This is a genomic window from Marinobacter sp. C2H3 (assembly GCF_037080155.1).
Taxonomy (GTDB): Bacteria; Pseudomonadota; Gammaproteobacteria; order Pseudomonadales; family Oleiphilaceae; genus Marinobacter.
On sequence record NZ_JBBBNZ010000002.1, the window covers coordinates 396615 to 416757 of the forward strand.

The 20143-nt window shown below is 64.3% G+C and carries 16 protein-coding genes; 7 read left to right on the forward strand and 9 right to left on the reverse strand.

What is annotated here, in order from left to right; all coding sequences use genetic code 11:
- Positions 1 to 125 precede the first annotated feature (125 nt).
- The 3 genes from malG to malE form a co-directional block, all read right to left on the reverse strand.
- A complete protein-coding gene (gene malG / locus V3388_RS06905) occupies positions 126 to 1016 on the reverse strand; it encodes a maltose ABC transporter permease MalG (RefSeq protein WP_336366799.1) in 891 nt (296 codons plus the stop codon).
- A 10-nt stretch (positions 1017 to 1026) separates the two neighbouring features.
- The gene (malF, locus tag V3388_RS06910; protein ID WP_336366800.1) at positions 1027 to 2520 is read right to left on the reverse strand and encodes a maltose ABC transporter permease MalF; all 1494 of its coding nucleotides are present in this window, start codon (positions 2518 to 2520) and stop codon (positions 1027 to 1029) included.
- Between the two features lie 153 nt (positions 2521 to 2673).
- Positions 2674 to 3873 (reverse strand): maltose/maltodextrin ABC transporter substrate-binding protein MalE, encoded by a 1200-nt coding sequence (gene malE, locus V3388_RS06915; RefSeq protein WP_336366801.1) that lies wholly within the window; start codon positions 3871 to 3873, stop codon positions 2674 to 2676.
- Positions 3874 to 4135: 262 nt separating this feature from the next.
- Here malE and V3388_RS06920 point away from each other — a divergent pair, with 262 nt between their 5' ends.
- The 3 genes from V3388_RS06920 to V3388_RS06930 all read left to right on the forward strand — a co-directional run bounded on the left by V3388_RS06920 (position 4136) and on the right by V3388_RS06930 (position 8319).
- Positions 4136 to 5992, forward strand: a complete 1857-nt coding sequence (locus V3388_RS06920; RefSeq protein WP_336366802.1) for an alpha-amylase — start codon at positions 4136 to 4138, stop codon at positions 5990 to 5992.
- A complete protein-coding gene (locus tag V3388_RS06925) occupies positions 5989 to 6876 on the forward strand; it encodes an aldo/keto reductase (RefSeq protein WP_336366803.1) in 888 nt (295 codons plus the stop codon). The genes V3388_RS06920 and V3388_RS06925 overlap by 4 nt, the downstream gene beginning before the upstream one ends.
- A gap of 192 nt (positions 6877 to 7068) precedes the next feature.
- The gene (locus tag V3388_RS06930) at positions 7069 to 8319 is read left to right on the forward strand and encodes an ABC transporter substrate-binding protein (protein WP_336366804.1); all 1251 of its coding nucleotides are present in this window, start codon (positions 7069 to 7071) and stop codon (positions 8317 to 8319) included.
- A gap of 54 nt (positions 8320 to 8373) precedes the next feature.
- On the opposite strand, the gene V3388_RS06935 is transcribed toward V3388_RS06930, so the two are convergent.
- The 3 genes from V3388_RS06935 to edd are packed head-to-tail and all read right to left on the reverse strand — an operon-like array spanning position 8374 to position 11776.
- Positions 8374 to 8982 (reverse strand): uracil-DNA glycosylase family protein, encoded by a 609-nt coding sequence (locus V3388_RS06935; protein ID WP_336366805.1) that lies wholly within the window; start codon positions 8980 to 8982, stop codon positions 8374 to 8376.
- 11 nt (positions 8983 to 8993) lie between these two features.
- Positions 8994 to 9959, reverse strand: coding sequence for a glucokinase (locus V3388_RS06940; RefSeq protein WP_336366806.1), 966 nt, complete (start codon positions 9957 to 9959; stop codon positions 8994 to 8996).
- Positions 9956 to 11776 (reverse strand): phosphogluconate dehydratase, encoded by a 1821-nt coding sequence (gene edd / locus V3388_RS06945; protein ID WP_336367294.1) that lies wholly within the window; start codon positions 11774 to 11776, stop codon positions 9956 to 9958. The genes V3388_RS06940 and edd overlap by 4 nt, the downstream gene beginning before the upstream one ends.
- A 194-nt stretch (positions 11777 to 11970) precedes the next feature.
- On the opposite strand from edd, the gene gap reads away from it, so the two are divergent.
- Positions 11971 to 12975: a type I glyceraldehyde-3-phosphate dehydrogenase gene (gap, locus tag V3388_RS06950; RefSeq protein ID WP_336366807.1), complete on the forward strand. Its 1005-nt coding sequence runs from the start codon at positions 11971 to 11973 to the stop codon at positions 12973 to 12975.
- Between the two features lie 22 nt (positions 12976 to 12997).
- Positions 12998 to 14446: a pyruvate kinase gene (gene pyk, locus V3388_RS06955; RefSeq protein WP_336366808.1), complete on the forward strand. Its 1449-nt coding sequence runs from the start codon at positions 12998 to 13000 to the stop codon at positions 14444 to 14446.
- An 89-nt stretch (positions 14447 to 14535) separates the two neighbouring features.
- On the opposite strand, the gene V3388_RS06960 is transcribed toward pyk, so the two are convergent.
- From V3388_RS06960 to zwf, 3 genes are read right to left on the reverse strand one after another with little or no spacing between them, the layout of a single operon-like run.
- A complete protein-coding gene (locus V3388_RS06960; protein WP_336366809.1) occupies positions 14536 to 15183 on the reverse strand; it encodes a bifunctional 4-hydroxy-2-oxoglutarate aldolase/2-dehydro-3-deoxy-phosphogluconate aldolase in 648 nt (215 codons plus the stop codon).
- A gap of 3 nt (positions 15184 to 15186) precedes the next feature.
- Positions 15187 to 15900: a 6-phosphogluconolactonase gene (gene pgl, locus V3388_RS06965; protein ID WP_336367295.1), complete on the reverse strand. Its 714-nt coding sequence runs from the start codon at positions 15898 to 15900 to the stop codon at positions 15187 to 15189.
- Positions 15893 to 17368: a glucose-6-phosphate dehydrogenase gene (gene zwf, locus V3388_RS06970; protein ID WP_336366810.1), complete on the reverse strand. Its 1476-nt coding sequence runs from the start codon at positions 17366 to 17368 to the stop codon at positions 15893 to 15895. The genes pgl and zwf overlap by 8 nt, the downstream gene beginning before the upstream one ends.
- A gap of 271 nt (positions 17369 to 17639) precedes the next feature.
- Here zwf and V3388_RS06975 point away from each other — a divergent pair, with 271 nt between their 5' ends.
- Both V3388_RS06975 and lamB read left to right on the forward strand, forming a co-directional pair.
- A complete protein-coding gene (locus V3388_RS06975; protein ID WP_336366811.1) occupies positions 17640 to 18518 on the forward strand; it encodes a MurR/RpiR family transcriptional regulator in 879 nt (292 codons plus the stop codon).
- Between the two features lie 294 nt (positions 18519 to 18812).
- Complete coding sequence (gene lamB / locus V3388_RS06980; protein ID WP_336366812.1) at positions 18813 to 20138, forward strand: maltoporin LamB; 1326 nt, start codon at positions 18813 to 18815, stop codon at positions 20136 to 20138.
- Positions 20139 to 20143 lie beyond the last annotated feature (5 nt).

The following is a 20143-nucleotide window of genomic DNA, read 5'->3' on the forward strand; positions in this document are numbered from 1 at the left end:
GGCCAGTGGGGGGAATGCTCTGGCCGGGTCGCGAAGGGTACGCTGGAAGACGCAGGACTCGCGCAAGGGCCGGGGGACAGACGACCCCGGCCAGGTTAGGAGAACGATCAGACCACCATGAGGCCTCAGCCTTTGACACCGCCGGCGGTCAGGCCGCCGACGATCCATTTCTGGCAGTACAGGAACACCAGGGTGATGGGCAGGCCGGACAGCACCGCGGCGGCGGCGAAATCGCCCCACAGGTAATTCTGTTCGTACAGGTATTGCTGGGCGCCCACCGCCAGGGTGAGCTTGTCCGTGTCCACCAGCAGCACCGAGGCCATCGGGTATTCCATGATGGTCATGATGAACGCCAGGATGAACACCACCACCAGGATCGGCACCGACAGCGGCAGCAGGATGTGCCGGAACGCCTGCCAGGTGCTGGCACCGTCCACAATGGCGGCTTCCTCCAGGGAGCGGTCCACGGAATCGAAGTAGCCCTTGATAGTCCAGATGTGCAGGGCCATGCCACCCAATGACGCCACAATCACCGCCCCGTGGGTATTCAGGCCCAGCCAGCTCACCTGCTTGCCGATCTGGTCAAACAACGCGTACAGCGCCACCAATGACAGCACCGGCGGGAACATCTGGAAGATCAACATGCCCTTCAGGATCGTGCTCTTGCCCGCAAAACGCATGCGGGCGAAGGCGTAGGCACTGGTGGTGGACAGCGCCAGGATCAGCACCGAGGAGATCACCGCGATCTTGACCGAGTTCCACAGCCACAGCAGCACCGGGAACGGCGGCTGGGTGGTCACGCCGGCGGCGTCGGTGTAGGGAATGCCGAACGCCAGGAACCAGTGCTCCAGGGAGGGGTTCTCCGGCAGCAGGCTGCCGGCGGCGAAGTTGCCGCTGCGGAAGGAGATGGACACCACCATCAGCAGCGGAAACAGGATCAGCGCGATGAACGCCAGCAGGCCGGCGTGGGACGCCAGTACCCGGTAGCGGGTTGAACGGGGTTGAACCATGGCCATGGGACGCTCCTTACACCTTGACCTTGGACAGCTTCAGGTTCACCAGCGACAGCGCACCCACCACCAGGAAGATCACGGTGGCGATGGCGGCGGCAAGCCCGAAGTTCTGCCCGGAATCCTGGAACGCGATGCGGTAGGTGTAGCTCACCAACAGATCGGTGGTGCCCGCCGGCGTGCTCGCGCCGATGATGTCGGGTGCCCCACCGGTCAGCAACGCAATCAGGACGAAGTTGTTGAAGTTGAACGCAAAGCTGGCAATCAACAGCGGCATCAGCGGCTTGATGATCAGCGGCAGCGTAATGCGAAACAGATTGTGGAACGGGCCGGCTCCGTCCATGGCGGAGGCCTCATACAGATCCCGGGGGATGGCCTGCAGCAGGCCCATGCACAGCAGCATCATGTAGGGGTAGCCGAGCCAGGTGTTGACGATCAGGATCATGGTGCGGGCCAGGGCCGGATCGCTGAACCAGTCCGGCCGCAGGCCGAACAGCCCTTCCAGCACCAGGTTGATCTCCCCGAAGTTCTGATTGAACAGGCCCTTGAACACCAGGATGGAAATAAATGCCGGCACCGCGTACGGCAGGATCAGCATGGTCCGGTAGAAGCCCTTGGCGCGGATCTGGTCCCACTGCAGCAGGTTGGCCAGCAGCAGGCCCAGCCCCAGGGTCAGGACGACCGTAGCCAGGGCAAAACACAGGGTCCAGACAAAAATCTGCAGGAACGGCCCGCGGATGCTGGGGTCGCTGACCACTTTCACGTAGTTGTCCCAGCCGGCGTTCACGGTCCAGCCCGGAGCCAGCTTTTCGCCCTGGCCGTCCACGTAAAAGCCGGTGTCCTGGTTCGGGAAATAGGTCTCGCCGGTCTGGTTGTTGGTCAGGGTGCCATTCTCGTGGAGGGTAAACTGGGGCTGGATGGCCGCAAACGACCGCAGGGAGGCCTGACTCAGTTCCCGGTTGTCATCGGTCACCAGGGTGAGCGCCGCGAGCTTGTCCCGCAGCTTGATGATGTCCCGGATGCCCAGCGGCTCGCCCGTGGGCGGCGTCTCGGCAATGAACACCGGTGCCCGGGTCTCACCGCCGTCCAGGTCCACCGGCGCGGTCACCAGATTCTGGTGTTGGCCCTTGAGGTAGAACACGACGCCCTGGTCGGTCCGGTAGGCGTCAAAATCGTAGCGTACCGCGTCGGACTGGTAGGTCCGGGACAGCAGATTGTCCTGCACCTGGGCAAAGCTCAGCAGGTTGCTGGCGCTGTAGTTGGTGAAGCCGATGCCAATGGTGTACATCAGCGGGAAAATCACAAACAGCCCCATGCCCGCCAGCGCGGGGAAGATGTAGCGATGGGCGTACAGGCGCTTGCTGACAAACACCGCCACCGCGGAGGCCGTGAGAACCAGGAACAGCAGCGCGAACACAAACGCCTGCTGCACGTACAGGGCCAGGATCAGATAGAGCGCCGACGCCACCAAAGCCGCCAGGGCACCCCATTTGAGAAAGGATCGAATCATGGGAGGTCTGCTTTCGATGCCGGGGGAGGACAGGGATTCCGTTATCATTGTAGTCAGCCCGATCGGTACCGTCGCCCGCAGGCGACGGCAGGTTTTCAGGAACACCGGGCACCCGGCCGCCGCCCTGCGGCCACCGGGTGCGGCACCACCGGCTTAGCGGGTGATGCGCTGGGCCGCGGAGTTCAGGGCATCTTCGACGGACTGGCGTCCGGACGTGATGTTCTGAAGCGCCGGTGCCATGGAGGACCAGAACGCGCCCATGGCGGGCACGTTCGGCATCGGCTCACCCAGTTGGGCGTTGTCGAAGGTGGCCTTGATCAGCGGATCGGAGGACAGCTCATCCATATACGCCTTGTTGGCGACCGCGCCCAGGGGCACGTCAGCGTTAACCATTTTCAGGCCTTTCACGGAGAGCGCGTAGTTCTCCAGGAACTCCACCGCCAGGTCCTTGTTCGGGCTGGCCGAGTTCAGCGTTGCCGCCATCACGCCCACCATCGGCTTGCTGGCGTGGCCATCCACCGTCGGCAGCGTGGTCACGCCGAAGTTGATGCCGCTCTTGCGGGCGTTGGCCCAGGCCCACGGGCCGTTGATCATCATCGCCGTTTCGCCCTTGTTGAAGCTGGACTCCATGGCGCCGTAGTCTGCCCCGCGGGGCATCACGCCCTTGTCGATCAACATGGACAGGGCTTTGGCACCCTTGATGGCGCCCTCGTTGTTCACGCCGGTGTCCTTCACGTTGACGGTGCCATCGGCGTTCTCACCGAAGATGTAGCCACCGGCGGCGGCCAGCATCGGCCAGGTGAAGTAGGTGTTGTTGTAGTCCCACAGGATGGCCCGCTTGCCATCTTTGGCCAGGGTCTCGTTGAGGGCGGGAATGTCCTCGAACGCCTTGGGCGGGTTAGGCACCAGATCCTTGTTGTAGATCAGGCCGATGGATTCCACCGCCATGGGGTAGCCGTATTTCTTGCCGTCGACGGTCACGGCGTCCCAGGTGAAATCGTAGTTGGCATCAATGACTTTTTGGGACGGCTTGACCTCAGAGATGATGCCGCTCTGCGCCCACTCCCCGAAGCGGTCGTGTGCCCAGATGAAGATATCCGGACCGTTGCCGGTGGCCGCGGATTGCTGGAACTTGTCAGTGGCGTTGTCCGGGTGTGCCACTTCCACCGGAATGCCGGTTTCCTTGGTGAACCAGTCACCCACTTCCTGAAGGCCGTTGTAGCCCTTGTCACCATTGATCCAGACCACCAGCTTGCCTTCTGCGATGTCCGCGTGGGCAGGAGCGGCCAGGCCGGCGGTGGCTGCGATGATGGAGGCGGCCAGGGTGCTACGGATAAACGTACGACGATTCATCAGGTCAATCCTCTTTTGGTTCTTCCCTTATTCTTGTTTTCCGGCCGGTAGCAGGCGCTCCGTCGCCGGGCGAGTCGCAAAGGTTCTTTTGCGGGTACGAAAACTGTGTGACAAAACGAGGGGCGAAGCATCCCCCCCGATTTCATTCCCCGAGGCGTAGCGCGGGGGAGTAGACCGGCGTAGAAAATTCCGTCTACCCTCCCCCCGGCAAACCTGCTTTGATGGCCGGCACAATAAAACGAACCCGTTCGGAGTGCACGCCATGACCGACCGATTTGCGCCCTATACCTTGTCTGCCCCCACGGCCTGGCCCGTGCTGATGGCTACCGCCCTGCTGGCCGGCTGCGCCAGCGGCCCGGCGCCGGAATCGCCGGTTGGCCTGCTACCTGCCGGCCCGCCCCAGGCCGGGGCCGCGGCAAACGCCTGCGCGGTCGCCAGCGGACCCCTCACCGTTTCCGTGGGGGACACCTTTGCCGACGGCGACACCGTACGGGACTTTCTCACCGGCCAGACCGCCACGGTACGCCACAGCCAGATCACCCTGACCCCGGGGCCTAACGCCGAGGGCCTGATGCTTTTGGAAGCCGCCGACGCCCAACCGGGCCAGTTTCGCTGGGGCAACGCGACCGTCTACTTTGCCCTCACCGACCGCTTTGCCAACGGACGCACCGACAACGATCATGCCTATGGCCGCATGCCCGACGAGCCGGACAACATTGGCACCTTCCACGGTGGCGATTTCGCCGGGCTGACGGACAAACTCGATTACCTGAGCCGACTGGGGGTCAACGCCCTGTGGGTATCGCCGCCGTTTGAGCAGATGCACGGCTGGGTGGGCGGCGGTGACCAGGGTGACTTCCGCCATTATGGCTACCACGGCTATTACGCCCTCGACTTTACCGTACCGGACGCCAACTTCGGCACCCGGGCGGAATTTCGGACCCTGGTGCAGGAAGCCCACAAGCGGTGCATCCGGGTGCTGATGGACGTGGTCATGAACCACCCCGGCTACAGCACGCTGCAGGACATGCAGACCTTTGACTTTGGCGCCCTGCGCCCGGGCTTCGAAAAGTACCTGCCGGCCCGCTGGGGCGACTGGCAGCCCGAGTCCTGGGAGAACCTGCACGCCTACCATGCGCTGATCGACTACGACGCGCCGGCCTGGGATCGCTGGTGGGGCAAAGACTGGGTTCGGGCCGGCATCGCCGACTACGACACGCCCCCAAGCGTGACCCTGGACGAAAAACGCGGCTCGCTGTCGTTCCTGCCGGACTTCAAGACCGAGGCCACCCAGACCGTCACCCTGCCGACGTTCCTGGCCAACAAGCCCGATACCCGCGCCACCGAGCTTCCCAACGCCACCGTGCGGGACTACCTGATCACCTGGCTGACCCAGTGGGTGCGGGACTTTGGCGTAGACGGCTTCCGGGTGGACACCGCAAAGCACGTCGAACTGGACGCCTGGGCGGAGCTCAAGCAGCGGGCGCAGCAGGCGCTGGATGACTACCGGGCCGACCACCCGAAGGCCGCGCTGCCCGGCGACCGGTTCTGGATGGTGGGCGAGGTGTTCCCGCACTCGGTCACCAGCTCGGCCTATTTTGACAACGGTTTTGACGCCGTGATCAACTTCGACCTGCAGGAGCAGGCCCTGGACGGCGCCCGATGCCTGCCCGCCATGGAGCCAGTCTACGAGGCCTACGCGGGCGCCCTGCGCGGGGAGCAGCCGTTCAACGTGCTGAGTTATCTCTCGTCCCACGACACCAACCTGTTCAGCCGAATGGCCAACGGAGACCCGGTTCTGGAAAAACGGGCCGCCGCGGCCCTGATGCTCACCCCCGGCGCGGTTCAGGTGTTCTACGGCGACGAGACCGGCCGCCACTTCGGGCCGACCGGCTCCGACCCGCTGCAGGGCACCCGGTCGGACATGAACTGGCCCGACATCGCCTCCGGCAAGGCCCAACCCGTGCTCAGCTACTGGCAGGCCCTCGGGCGGTTCCGGGAACGCCATCCAGCCATTGGCGCCGGCCAGCACACCCTGATCAGCCGGTCGCCTTACGTGTTCGCCCGTACCACCAGCCGCGACCGCGCCCTGATCGTTTTTGGGAGACAACAGCCATGACCACCCAACCGCTTGCTGACCCGTTTGCGGACGTCTCGCTCATTCCCGGGCTGATGCGCCTGTTGGACTATCCTGAACTGCAGCGGCCCAAGGCCCTGGCCCGTTGGATCGAGCGCCGGCTTGAGCAGGGCCTGAGCCTGTTCGATCACGCCGACATTTATGGCAACGGTGAGTGCGAGCGGTTGTTTGGCGCCGCGCTCGCGGCAGCACCGGCGCTGCGCGACCGGGTACGGCTGATCACCAAGGCCGACATTGTGCCCGCCGGCCAGGACGACTCCCTATGGGGCGTGAAGCACTACCGGGCCTGCGCCCGATACCTGACCGACGCCCTTGAACGCTCTCTGGACCGCCTGCAGGTCAGCCAGGTGGACACCTTCCTGATCCACCGCCCCGACCCCCTGATGGAAGCGGACGACGTCGCCAGGGCCCTGGAACGGCTGGTCCGGGACGGCAAGGTGCGCCATATTGGCGTGTCCAACTTCCTGCCCGAACAGTGGCGCTGGCTGCAGCGTCACACGTCACTGCCGCTGGTGTGCAACCAGGCGGAACTGTCCCTCGCCCACACGGCGCCGCTGCTGGACGGTCGGCACGAGGCCATGCAGCAGGACGGCCTGCGCTGGCTGGCCTGGTCGCCCCTCGGCGGGGGCCAACTGGCTGATCGGCTTCCGAAGGATCTGCTGGCCCGGGCCCGGGAGGAAACCGGGCTATGCCTGACCGGCCTGGCCACCGCCTGGATCCGGCGGCTTCCGGGCGCTCCGGTGCCGGTACTCGGGAGCCTTCGGGACGAGCGCATCGACGCGGCCCTGGCCGGCTGTCACGTCCGGCTGTCCCGAACTCTGTGGTTCCGGCTGCTGGAAGCGTCCCGGGGCCAGCCCGTCGCCTGAAGGGCGCGCAGCCCCGGCACCGTCGGCTCCATCAAAAAGGCCCCCTGGATCACAGGACTACATTCGGTTACCGAAACTTCGACTTTCGTCCCATTGGCGGGTGCAAACACCGACAAGACACTGGCAGGCGATCCATAACAACCATAAGCCCGCACGCCGACCCGACGGCGCTGTGTCAGGAGACCCACGACAATGACGTTGAGAACCACCCTGCTGTGCGCAGCCTTCGCGCTGTTTGCCAGTTTGCCGGCCTATGCCCAACCCCTGAAAATTGGCCTCAATTATCCCCAGACCGGTCGCTACAAGGACCAGGGCCTGCAACAGCGCCTCGGCGCCTACCTGGCGGTGGATGAAATCAACCAGGCCGGGGGCGTCAACGGCCGCCCCCTGGAACTGGTGATCCGAAACACCCGGGGCGAGCCCGAGCGGGGTGCCCGCAACACCGCCGAGTTGATCGATAAGGAAGGTGTCGGCATGGTGTTCGGCGGCGTCTCCAGTGCGGTGGCCATTGCCTCCGGCAACGCCGCCCGGGACCGAAACACCCTGTATTTCGGCACCCTCACCTACTCCAACGCCACTACCGGCGAGGCCGGTCACCGGTACATGTTCCGCGAGCCCTACAACGCCTGGATGACGGCCAAGGCACTGAGCAAATACCTCACCGCCAACCACGCCAACCAGAAGTACTTCTACATCACCTCGGATTACACCTGGGGTTGGTCCGTCGAGGCGTCCGTCCGCAAGTTTTCCGGCACCGAGGACACCGACGCCAACCCGGGCGTGAAGACGCCCTTCCCCCGGGCGCTGATCAGCGATTTCCGCAAAGCCCTGGAGCAGGCCGCCGCCAGCGATGCCAAGGTGCTGATGCTGGTGCTGTTCGGCGACGACATGGTGCGGGCGATGAACATCGCGTATGAGATGGGGCTCACCAAGAAAATGCAGATTGTGGTACCGAACCTGACGCTGGGCATGGTCCGGCAGGTTGGCCCAACCATGATGTCCGGTATCGTTGGCGGGGCTCCCTGGGTGTGGAACCTGCCCTACGAGCAAAACTACGCCCGGGGCAAGAAGTTCGTGGATGCCTTTTCCAAGCGCTACGAGATGCGCCCCTCATCATCCGCTGCATCGGCCTACAGCATCGTCTACCAGTACAAGGACGCCGTGGAACGGGCCGGCACCACCAACACCGACGCCCTGATCAAGGCGCTGGAAGGCTATCACTACAGCTTCCTGAAGGACGAGCAGTACTGGCGGGCGTTTGATCACCAGAACGTACAGACGGTTTACGTGGTGAAGATCAAGGACCGCAACACGGTGGTGGCGGACCCGTACAGCTCCGACTACTTCGAGATCATCGATTCCCTGGCCGGGGACGAGGCGGTTCAGACCCGGGACGAGTGGAACGCCCGCCGCAAGGCCGCCGGAAAACCCACCACGCTCTGACGGCTCCGGCGCCACTCCCACCGTTCGGGGGCGGCCGCCTGCAACTGGCCGGCGTCAATCGCCGGCCAGTACCTCCGCTACCCGGGACCGAAGCCTTGGTACCACGGTGTCCTCAAACCAGGGATGGCGCTTGATCCAGAGCTGGTTGCGGGGGCTGGGGTGCGGCAGCGGCACCTGATCCGGCCAGTAGGCCTCCCAACCCTCGACCGTTTGCGTTACAGATCGGTGGCGCTCGCCCAGGTGCCAGGCGTGGGCGTACTGGCCAATCAGCAGGGTCAGACGCACGTTGGTCAGTCGGGCAAGCAGCGCCTGGCGCCAGGCCGGCGCGCATTCGGGCCGGGGCGGCAGGTCTCCGGAACGCCCTTTGCCCGGGTAGCAAAAGCCCATGGGCAGGATGGCCAGGGCCTGGTCGTCGTAGAAGGTGTCCCGGTCAATGCCCATCCAGGATCGCAGCCGGTCGCCGCTGGGGTCGTTGAACGGCAGACCGGTTTCGTGCACTTTCCGGCCGGGCGCCTGCCCCACCACCAGGATGCGGGACTCCGCGCTCATCTGCACCACCGGCCGGGGCTCGTGGGGCAAGGCGGACGCGCACAGGCTACAGGCTCGCACCCGGGCCAGCAGATCCGGCAATGGCAGGGCCGCCAGCCCGTTGTCGCGAGTCACGGGCCGGCCCCTCACACTTCCGGGTTGCTCAGCGCCTCGGCGGCGCCCAGCAGGCCGGTGTAGGGATCGGTCACCACGTGCACCGGGGTGTATTCCAGCAGTGGCCGCATGCGCCCCTTGTCCTCGAAGCCGTTGCGGAACGGGCTTTCCAGGAAAAACGGCAGAATGCGCGGCAGAATGCCCCCGCACAAGTACACCCCGCCCAGGCTGCCCAGGGTGAGCACCCCGTTGCCGGCGGTGCGGCCGAGCAACTCGCAGAAATGCCGCAGGCTGTCCCGGGCCAGGGCATCGTCGCCGTCCACGGCGGCCGCCGTGATTTTCTCCGGGGCGTCCAGTGGCGCGGACACGCCGCGGATCTCCGCGTGCGCCTGATACAGGTTCACCAGCCCCTGGCCACACAGGACCCGCTCCACGGAGACCCGGCCAAACCGAGCCTTGAGAATGCGCAGCACCTGCATTTCCAGATCGTCCGTGGGGGCGAAATCCACGTGCCCGCCCTCGGTCATCAGTGGCACCCAGCCGCTGCGGGTGGGCACCAGGCCAGACACGCCAAGACCGGTGCCCGGGCCGATCACCAGCCGGGGCCGGCGCGGATCGCCCGGGCCACCGCAGACGTGCACCAGGTGCGCCTCGTCCACGTGGGGCACGCCCAGGGCCATGGCGGTGAAGTCGTTGATCACCTTGAAGGCGGACCAGCCGAACTGCTGGCGTACATCCTCGGTGTCGAACCGCCAATGGTTGTTGGTCATGCGCACCTGGGTGCCGCGCACCGGTGACGCCACCGCCAGGCAGGCCTGACCCACCGAGCCGGCGCCGGCGCGCTGGAGGTAGTCCACCACGGCCTGGTCCAGGTTGTCGTAGTCGCCACAGGCCAGGACCTCGATGTGGCGGGGCCGGACATCGCCGGGATCGACCAGCGCAAAACGCGCGTTGGTGCCGCCGATGTCGCCGACCAGGGAAAGGTTCTTTGCCGTCATGCCTCGTGATTCCAGAAAGCGCTGGCGCCCTGCTCGGGGTTGCTGGCCGACTGCCGCATCCAGCCGAACAGTTCGCGGCCAAAGCCGTGATGATACGCGCTCAAATCCGGTTTTGCAGGAGTGCGGGCGGCAAACTCGGCCTCGCCCACATGAACGGACAAGGTGCCGTTTACCGCGTCCAGCAGCACGCGATCACCGTCCTGAACACGAGCCAGCGGGCCGCCATCGAGGGCTTCCGGGTACACGTGAATCGCTGCCGGCACCTTGCCAGAGGCGCCAGACATGCGCCCATCCGTCACCAGTCCGACCCGATAGCCCCGGTCCTGCAACACGCCCAGGTATGGGGTGAGCTTATGCAGTTCCGGCATGCCGTTGGCTTTTGGGCCCTGGAAGCGCACCACCACGATGCAGTCCCGGTTCAGTTCACCGGCCTCGAATGCGGCCTTCAACTCGTTCTGATCGTCGAACACCACGGCCGGGGCATCAATGGTGTGGTACTCCGGCGCGACCGCGGACACCTTGATCACACCACGCCCGAGATTGCCGTCCAGCACTTTTAGCCCGCCATTCGGGGCAAACGGCTCGGAGGCGCTGCTAAGCACGTCTGCCGCGCCACTTTGGGCAACGGCCGGCTCCCAGGTCAGCGCATCGCCGTCCAGCGTCGGCATCTGTGCGTATCGCTCGAGCCCGAAGCCCACCACGGTCTGCACGTCGTTGTGCAGGTAACCGGCCGCCAGCAGCTCCCGGATCAGGAAAGGCGTACCGCCCGCCTCATGGAAGGCGTTCACGTCTTCGGTGCCGTTCGGGTAGATGCGGGTCATGGAGGGCACGACGGAGGACAGCTCGGCGTAATCGTTCCAGTCGATCAGGATGCCCGCGGCCCGTGCAATGGCGATCCAGTGGATGGTGTGGTTGGTGGAGCCGCCGGTGACCAGCAGGGCCACCAGGGCGTTGACGATGGATTTTTCATCCACCATGTCCCCCAGCCCCAGCTCGCCGCCGTGGGGTTTGGACAACTTGATGACCTGTTCGGTGGCAGCCCGTGTCAGCGCGTCCCGGAGCGGTGTGTTGGGGTGCACAAACGCGGCCCCTGGCAGATGCAGGCCCATCACCTCCACCAGCAACTGGTTGCTGTTGGCGGTGCCGTAAAAGGTGCAGGTGCCCGGGCTGTGGTAGGACTTGCTCTCGGCTTCCAGCAGCTCGTCCCGGCCAATCTTGCCTTCCGCGTAGAGCTGGCGAATGCGCTGCTTTTCCTTGTTGGGGAGCCCCGAGGGCATGGGCCCGGCCGGAACCAGAATCGTGGGCAGGTGTCCAAAGCTCAGCGCGCCGATCAGCAGGCCGGGCACGATTTTGTCGCAGATACCCAGCAGCAGGGTGGCGTCGAACATGTTGTGGCTGAGGGCCACCGCGGTGCTCATGGCGATGGTGTCCCGGGAAAACAGGCTCAGCTCCATGCCAGGCTGGCCCTGGGTGACGCCGTCGCACATCGCGGGCGTACCGCCGGCCACCTGGGCCACCGACCCCATCCCGTGGGCGGCTTCCCGGATCACGTCCGGGAAGCCCTCGTAAGGCTGGTGCGCCGAGAGCATGTCGTTGTAGGCGGTCACGATGGCCACGTTGGCCTTGTTCATGAACTTGAGGGTGTCTTTATCGGCCTGGCTGCAGGCGGCGAAACCGTGGGCCAGATTACCGCAGGACAGGGTGCTCCGGTGGGGAGACTGGGCTTTCAGCGCCTGCATGCGGGCGAGGTAGTCAGCGCGGGTCGCGCGGCTGCGATCGATGATGCGTTGGGTGACCCGATCAACGGTCGGATTCAGGGTGTCATTGCCGGTGGGGTGCATGGCGAACTCCGTTGCTTCGCTTATGGTTGTGTCGTTTTATGAACGTAATTTTACCAACTTAACCTGAGAAATGAAGCGACGAGGCGTTCATTTCTGGGTTTTTTGTTGATATATTTACTACATTATTCGCGGTTATCGAACAAAAAATCGGCAAAAACAGGAGTCGCAGCATGACCATTCGTATCGCAATCAATGGCTTTGGCCGCATTGGCCGCAACGTCCTTCGGGCCCTTTACGAAAATAACTACCGCAAGCAGCTCCAGGTGGTCGCTATCAACGACCTGGGCGACGCGGAAACCAATGCCCACCTGCTGAAGTATGACAGCGTGCACGGGCGCTTTGACGGCATCGTCAGCCACGATGCCGAATCCCTGACCGTCAACGGCGACCGCATCGCCATCACCGCCCTGCGCAACCCCGAAGAGCTTCCCTGGAAGGACTACCACGTGGATGTGGTATTCGAATGCACCGGCCTGTTCACCAAGCGCGAAAAAGCCGCCGCGCACCTGAAAGCCGGCGCCCGCAAGGTCATCATCTCCGCGCCGTCCCCGGACGCTGACGCCATGGTGGTCTACGGCGTGAACCACGACACCCTGACCGCCGACCACCAGATCATTTCCAACGCCTCCTGCACCACCAACTGCCTGGCGCCGGTGGTAGAGGCGCTGCACAACGCCGTGGGCATCGAAAGCGGCCTGATGACCACCATACACTCGTACACTAACGACCAGAAACTGAGCGACGTGTACCACAGCGACCTTTACCGGGCCCGCTCCGCGACCCAGTCCATGATTCCCACCAAGACCGGTGCCGCCGCCGCCATCGGCAAGGTAATTCCGGCGCTCAACGGCAAGCTCGACGGCCTGGCGGTGCGGGTGCCCACCATCAACGTGTCCCTGGTGGACTTTGGCTTCATCGCCGGCAAGGACACCACGGTGGAGGAGATCAACGCAGCGGTGCATGCCGCGGCTGAAACGAATCCGGTTCTGGGTTATAACACGGAGAAACTGGTCAGCGTGGATTTCAACCACAACGCCCTGTCCAGCGTGTTCGACGCCAACCACACCCGGGTGATTGGCCGGCACGTAAAAGTCATGGCCTGGTACGATAACGAGTGGGGCTTCTCCAACCGGATGCTCGACAACGCCATCGCCCTGATGAAAGCCAGCCAGTAAACCGACCGAAGGACACAACAGCATGCTCAGGCGTACCAAGATTGTCGCCACCCTCGGGCCCGCCACCGACTCGCCCGAGTCCCTCGCCGCCATCATCAAAGCCGGGGTCGATGTGACCCGGCTGAACTTCTCCCACGGCAGCGCCGAGGAACACATTGCCCGGGCCAAACGGGTGCGGGAAGCCGCCGCCGCACAGGGGCGGTTCGTGGCACTGCTGGCTGACCTGCAGGGCCCAAAACTGCGCATTGCGCGGTTTGCCGAGAACAAGGTCACCCTGGAGGCCGGCCAGACCTTTGTGCTGGACGCGGCCATGGATAAGGAAGCCGGCAACAGCGAGCGGGTGGGCATCGACTACGAACAGCTCATCGCCGACGTAGAGCCAGGGGATATCCTCGTGCTGGACGATGGCCGCATCGAGATGCGGGTGGATTCGGTGAACGAGCACAGCATCACCTCCACCGTGCTGATCGGCGGCCCCCTGTCCAACAACAAGGGTCTGAACAAGCGCGGCGGCGGCTTGTCCGCCGAGGCGCTGACGGAAAAGGACAAGGAAGACATCGTGACGGCGGCCAAGCTGGGCGCCGACTACGTCGCGGTCTCTTTCGTGCGCACCGCCGAGGACATGCACGTTGCTCGCCGCCTGCTGGCGGAAGCCGGCTCCGATGCCGGCCTGGTGGCGAAGATCGAGCGGGCCGAACTGGCCCACGATGAAGCCGCCCTGGACGCGGTGATCGAAGCGTCCGACGCGGTCATGGTGGCAAGGGGTGACCTGGCGGTGGAGATCGGTGACGCCGAGCTGGTGGGCGTGCAGAAGCACATCATTGCCCGCGCGCGGGTACTGAACCGTGCGGTGATAACCGCCACCCAGATGATGGAATCGATGATCACCAACCCGATGCCCACCCGGGCCGAAGTGTCGGACGTGGCTAACGCCGTGATGGATTACACCGACGCGGTCATGCTGTCGGCGGAAACCGCGGTCGGCGACTACCCGTGCGAGGCGGTGGAGGCGATGGTCCGCATCTGCCTGGGCGCCGAACGCCACCCGTCCATGCACCAGTCCAAGCACCGCATCCACGAGCGCATGGAAAAGGTGGACGAGGCCATTGCCCTCTCGGCCATGTACGCGGCCAACCATCTGACCGGCGTATCCGCGATCATCTGCATGACCGAGACCGGTGCCACCCCCCGGTTGATGTCACGCATCAAATCGGGCCTGCCGATCTTCGCCCTCTCCCGGCACCACTCCACCCAGCACCGGGTGGTCCTGTTCCGGGGTGTTCAGACGATACCGTTCGATTCCATCAAGGTGCCGAACGAACAGACCAACGCCGAGGCCGTGGCAGAGCTGGAGCGCCGGGGCGTGGTCAGCGACGGCGACCTGGTGGTGATTACCAAGGGCGACTACGTGAACGCCCAGGGCGGCACCAACACCATGAAGATCGTCCGGGTGGGCGCCGACATCCGCTGATTCGCCCGTTTTCCAGCCGCCTGACAGCCAAAAGCCCACCGATTGGTGGGCTTTTTTTTGGCGTCACGGGTCCGGCGCCCGCCGGCGCGCTACAGCGCGGCCAAGCTGCTACGGGCGATCTCGGTAATCCGGGACCAGTCACGGGCCGCCACCGCGTCCGCCGGCGTCAGCCAGGAACCGCCAACGGCGCGCACATTGCTCAGCCCCAGATACTGGCCGGCGTTGGCGGGATTGATGCCGCCCGTCGGGCAGAAAGTCACATCCGGGAAGGGGCCGTTGAACGCCTTGAGTGCCGGCACGCCACCGGAGACTTCCGCCGGAAAGAACTTGAACTCCCGGTAGCCGAAGGCGTAGCCCATCATCAGCTCCGACACGGTGGCAATGCCCGGCAGCAGCGGGGCTTCGGAGGTCACCCCAAAATCCAGAATCGCCTCCGTCACGCCCGGCGTGATGACAAACTGAGCACCTGCGGATTCAACCTGTCGGTACTGGGCGATGCTGGTCACCGTGCCGGCGCCAACCCAGGCGTCCGGAATGGCTTTGCGCACCTGCTCGATGGCACGAACGCCGTGTTCGGTCCGCAGGGTAATCTCCAGCACCCGGATGCCGCCGTCCACCAGCGCCTGACACAGGGGCACGGCGTCCTCGGCGTTCTGAATGGCAATCACCGGCACCAGCGGGCAGGCCTGAAGGACCGCCTGAACGCGGCTGCGATGAAAATCGGACAGTTGGGTCATGGCTTATTCACTCCAGTAAATCGTTAGCCCGGGCCGGAGAAAGGCCCGGATCGGCATATCGCTTTCGTCTGCCGGCGCCGCCAGGGCCCGGCCCAGGGTCTCAAGCTTGTCTCGCCCCTTCAGGTGCAGAGCGGTGAAACCCGCTGCCGCCAGTACCGGGCGGGTGAGGGTTATGCGCGCCTCGGCCTGGGATCGCGGGTTCATGGCCGCCACCCGTTCCGCGCCCTTCGGATCTAGAGCCGGCGCCAGCTCGGGCGCGTCCGGGAACAGGGACGCGGTGTGGCCGTCGTTGCCCATGCCCAGCACCAGCACATCCAGCGGCCAGCTCGCCTGCGACAGCTCGGCGTTGACCGCGGCCAGGCCTTCGGCCGGCGTCTGGCCCGGCTGTTTGAGGTTGAGGTATCGGGCGGCTGAGGCTGGCCCCTGCAACAGATGGCGCCGCACCAGCGCGGTGTTGCTGGCCGGATTGTCCTCCGGCACCCAGCGTTCATCCGCCAGCATTACGTCGACTCTCGACCAGTCCAGGCCAGCCCGGGCCAGCGTTTCAAAAAACGGTAACGGCGTTGAGCCGCCGGACACCGCCAGGGAGGCCCGGCCCGGCCGCTCAAGCCGAGCCCTCAGTACACCGGCCACCGTATCCGCCAGGTCGTGGGCCACCGCTTGCGGGGATTCGCCGGTGTGCCAACGGACGCCTTCGGGCAGGGCCAGATCAGGCATCTTCATACCAGCTCCTTCCGTCCCGGGTGATCATGGCGATGGACGCCACCGGGCCCCAGCTGCCGGCCGCATAGCGCTTGGGCGGGTTGCCCGCGTCCTGCCAGTTGCCAATCACCTGATCGACCCAGCGCCAGGCGTATTCCACCTCGTCCCGGCGCACGAACAGATACTGGTTGCCTTTCATCACCTCCCACAGCAGACGCTCGTAGGCGTCCGGGATGCGCTCCGCTTCGAAGGTTTCGGAGAACGTCAGCTCCAGAGGGCCCTGGCGCAGGCGCATGCCTTTATCCAGGCCCTGGTCCTTGGTGAGGATGTTCAGGGACATGCCCTCGTCCGGCTGAAGCCGGATGATGAGTTTGTTGTTGGCCAGGTGCTTCTGATCCGGATCGAAAATGTAATGCGGCGCTGGCTTGAAGTGAATGATGATCTGGGAGAGTTTCTCCGGCAGGCGCTTGCCGGTGCGGATGTAGAACGGCACGCCGGACCAGCGCCAGTTTTCGATTTCCGCCTTCAGGGCCACGAAGGTTTCCGTGCGGCTGCTTCGGTTGGCGTCCTCTTCTTCCAGGTAGCCAGGAACCGGCTTGCCCTGGATGGTGCCCGCCGTGTACTGGCCGCGCACCACATGGGTTTCCATCAGCTCCGGGGTGATCTTGCGGAGGGCTTTGAGCACCTTCACCTTCTCGTCCCGGATGCTGTCGGCGGAGAGATCCGCCGGGGGGTCCATGGCAATCAGGCAGAGCAACTGCAATAGGTGGTTCTGCACCATGTCGCGAATCTGACCGGCCTTGTCGAAATAGCCCCAGCGCCCTTCAATGCCCACGCTTTCCGCCACGGTAATCTCCACGTGGGAGATGTGGTCCTGATTCCACTGGGAGGCAAAGAGGTTATTGGCAAAGCGCAGGGCGATCAGGTTCTGGACCGTCTCTTTACCCAGGTAATGGTCGATGCGGAACAGCTGGTTCTCGTTGTAGACCTCGCCCAGTTCGTCGTTGATCACCTTGGAGGTGTCCAGGTCGTGGCCGATCGGCTTCTCCACCACCACACGGGTCTGCTCGTCGCAGCAACTGGCCGCTTTCAGGTTGCGGGCAATCACGCCATACAGGGACGGCGGCGTGGCCATGTAGACGATCAGCTGGCTCCGGGCGCGATCGTGCCATTCCCGCAGGGCGTCGTAGCCGGCCGGATCACCGAAATCCAGGCAGTAGTAGTCCACCCGCTCCAGAAACCGGGTGGCGGCGGATTCGTCAAACTCGTGGGGCTTTACATGCTCCCGTAGCTTGCCCAGCAGTTGGTCCCGCACCGCCGGCGCGTCCATCGGGTTGCGGGCCACCGCCAGAATGCGGCTGTCCGCATCCAGCAGACCGGCCTGGTCCAACTGATACAGGGCCGGAAACAGTTTGCGCTGGGCCAGGTCGCCGAGGGCGCCAAACAGCATCAGGTCACAGCGGGTGTGGGTGTTGTTGACCATCGGTTCCTTCTCTCTCCATTCCACCAGGGCCCGTCATGTCGGCGGGACTGTCACCGGGACATGGGCCAATGTAGTAATTTTAAACAAATAATGACAGGCAATCTCAAATATTCCAAGGGCGCTTTCGCAAAATTGACATTTTTACTACGCCAAAACGGGGCGAAACGCGGTATAATCGCCCCGCGTCTGCGTTCGCAACGGTAACGGCAGGCGCGGATCCATCCATAAAACGCTGTATAACGATGGCACCAGACGCAGGGAGACACCATTCATGGCCTCAAACCAGGCGCATCGTGACGACAATCTGCTGGAAGACATCCAGCTCCGGCTCGACACGCTGAACAAATCCGAGCGCAAGGTGGCTGAAGCCATCCTTCGGGACCCCACCGCGGCCACCCGCTACAGCATCGCCGCCCTGGCCCGGGCCGCCGATGTGAGCGAACCGACCGTCAACCGGTTCTGCCGGGGTTTCTCCGCGACCGGCTTCCCGGACTTCAAGATTCGCCTGGCCCAGAGCATCGCGACCGGCACCCCCTACGTCGGCCAGAACGTCGAGGCGGACGACACCGTGGCCGAGTTCGCCGACAAGATCATGCTGAGCACCATTGCCAGCCTCGACAAGGCCCGCCAGTCCCTGGACCCCAAAGCGCTGGCCACCGCCATCGATTACCTGATCCAGGCCAAGCAGATCAATTTCTTCGGCATGGGCGGCTCCGCCTCCGTGGCCCTGGACGCCCAGCACAAGTTTTTCCGCTTCAACATTCCGGTGATGTCCTACGACGACGCGCTGATGCAGCGCATGGTGGCCGCCGGCGCCCAGGTGGGCGACGTCATCGTGCTGATTTCCTACACCGGCCGCACCAAGGAAACCGTCGACATCGCCCGGATTGCCCGCCAGAACGGCGCCACGGTCATCGGCATCACCAACCCGGAGTCGCCGCTGGCTGAATGCTGCACCACGGTACTGGGCGTCACCGCCCCGGAGGACACCGAGGTGTACATGCCGATGTCGTCCCGCATCATTCACCTGACGGTGATCGACATTCTCGCCACCGGCGTGACGCTGAAGCGAGGCGTGGACTTCCTCGGCCACCTGAAGAAAATCAAAGAGAGCCTCAAGGCCACCCGCCTGCCCAAGGCCGGCCACTGACCGCCGGGCGGGCCGTGCGATCGGATCAGAGTGTGGCACAGGGGCCCGGCGTTGTGCCCCTCCTGCCCTATCCGATCTTCTACGCCCCTCCTCCCCCCTGAATCTACCCCCCCATTTTCTTCCCGACGGAGGATGTGTTTGACGGGCCGCTGCCGGACGATGAAAGCCGGTTTCCCAATGTCGATTGGCAGAAGCTGCAATCCCGGGAATCGGACGCCTGGCAAGACCTGAATGGGATAGACGTCCGGTTTCCCTGACATTTCAAGAACGACAAAAAGCACAGGATAATAGACGATGCAAAACAACAAGCGCTTCTTGGCAAACAAGCTCCCGCTGGCCGCCGCCATTGCTGCCGCGGTCATGGCCACTCCGGCCCTGGCGGTCGATTTCCACGGCTACGCCCGCGCCGGCTCCTCCACCAACCTGGGCAGCGGCGGTGAGCAAACCTGCCTGGGTAATGGCGCCAGCGGTCACTTCGTCGGTCGCCTTGCCGACGAGTGCGACACCTACGCGGAGATTGGTCTGGGTGACGAGCTCTATAACAAAGACGGTAAGACCTTCCGTTTTGATTCCATGGTCGCCTACAGCGCCAACAACCAGGGCAATGACTACCAGGCCCTGAACGGCGGCAACAACATCAACGGGGTGGATTTCGCCAACGACTCCGTCAGCCGCAACAGCTCCGACCCGTACGGCGGCGGCGACATCGCCCTGCGTCAGCTTTACGTTTCTGCCAACAACGTCATCGAATCACTCCCCGGCGCGACGCTCTGGGCCGGCAAGCGCTACTACCAGCGCCTCGATGTCCATCACCTGGACTTCTACTACCTGAACGATTCCGGTTACGGCACCGGCGTGGAGAATATCAGCGCGGGCCCCGGCAAGCTGTCCGTTGCGTTCATCAACCACGATAACCCGGTTGGCGACAACGTCGTCCAGAACAACAAGCTGGACCTCCGCTACGCTTTCCCCGTTGGCAGCAGCACCCTGACCCTGGCCGGCATCTACGGCATGGCCGATCTCACCGACCAACAGAAAGACGCCGGTATTGAAGACAAGAACGGCTATCACCTGATGGCGGAACTCGCCACTGGCTTCATGGGCGGCTTCAACAAGCTGGTGCTCCAGTACGGCGCCGACTCCATGGGCTTCTCCGCGTTTGAAGCCGGCGGTGGCGGCCGGGTGGACAACAATAACGTCGCCGGTTACCTTGAAAGCAGCTATCGCGTACTCGACCACGGGGTGGTGAATCTGGCCGGCAACTGGGACCTGGGCTACTCGGCGCTGTATCAGGTGGGCAAACCCCACAACAGCGCGGCCGATGATTCCGAGCGCTTCAGCGTGGTGGTCCGCCCGGTTTACAACTGGACACCGGTGTCCAGCACCGCCATCGAAATCGGCTACGACGATGTGACCTACTCCGCCGTCAACGCCGAATCCAACGATCTGCAAAAGGTCGCCATTGCCCAGCAATGGCAGGCCGGCGATGGTTACTGGGCCCGCCCGGTGATCCGCCTGTACGCGGCCTCGTTCTTCGGCGATCAGGCCGAGGCAGCCCGTTCCGGCGAAGGCATCGACGGTGATATCCAGGTCGGCGCGCAGTTCGAAGCCTGGTGGTAAGTCTG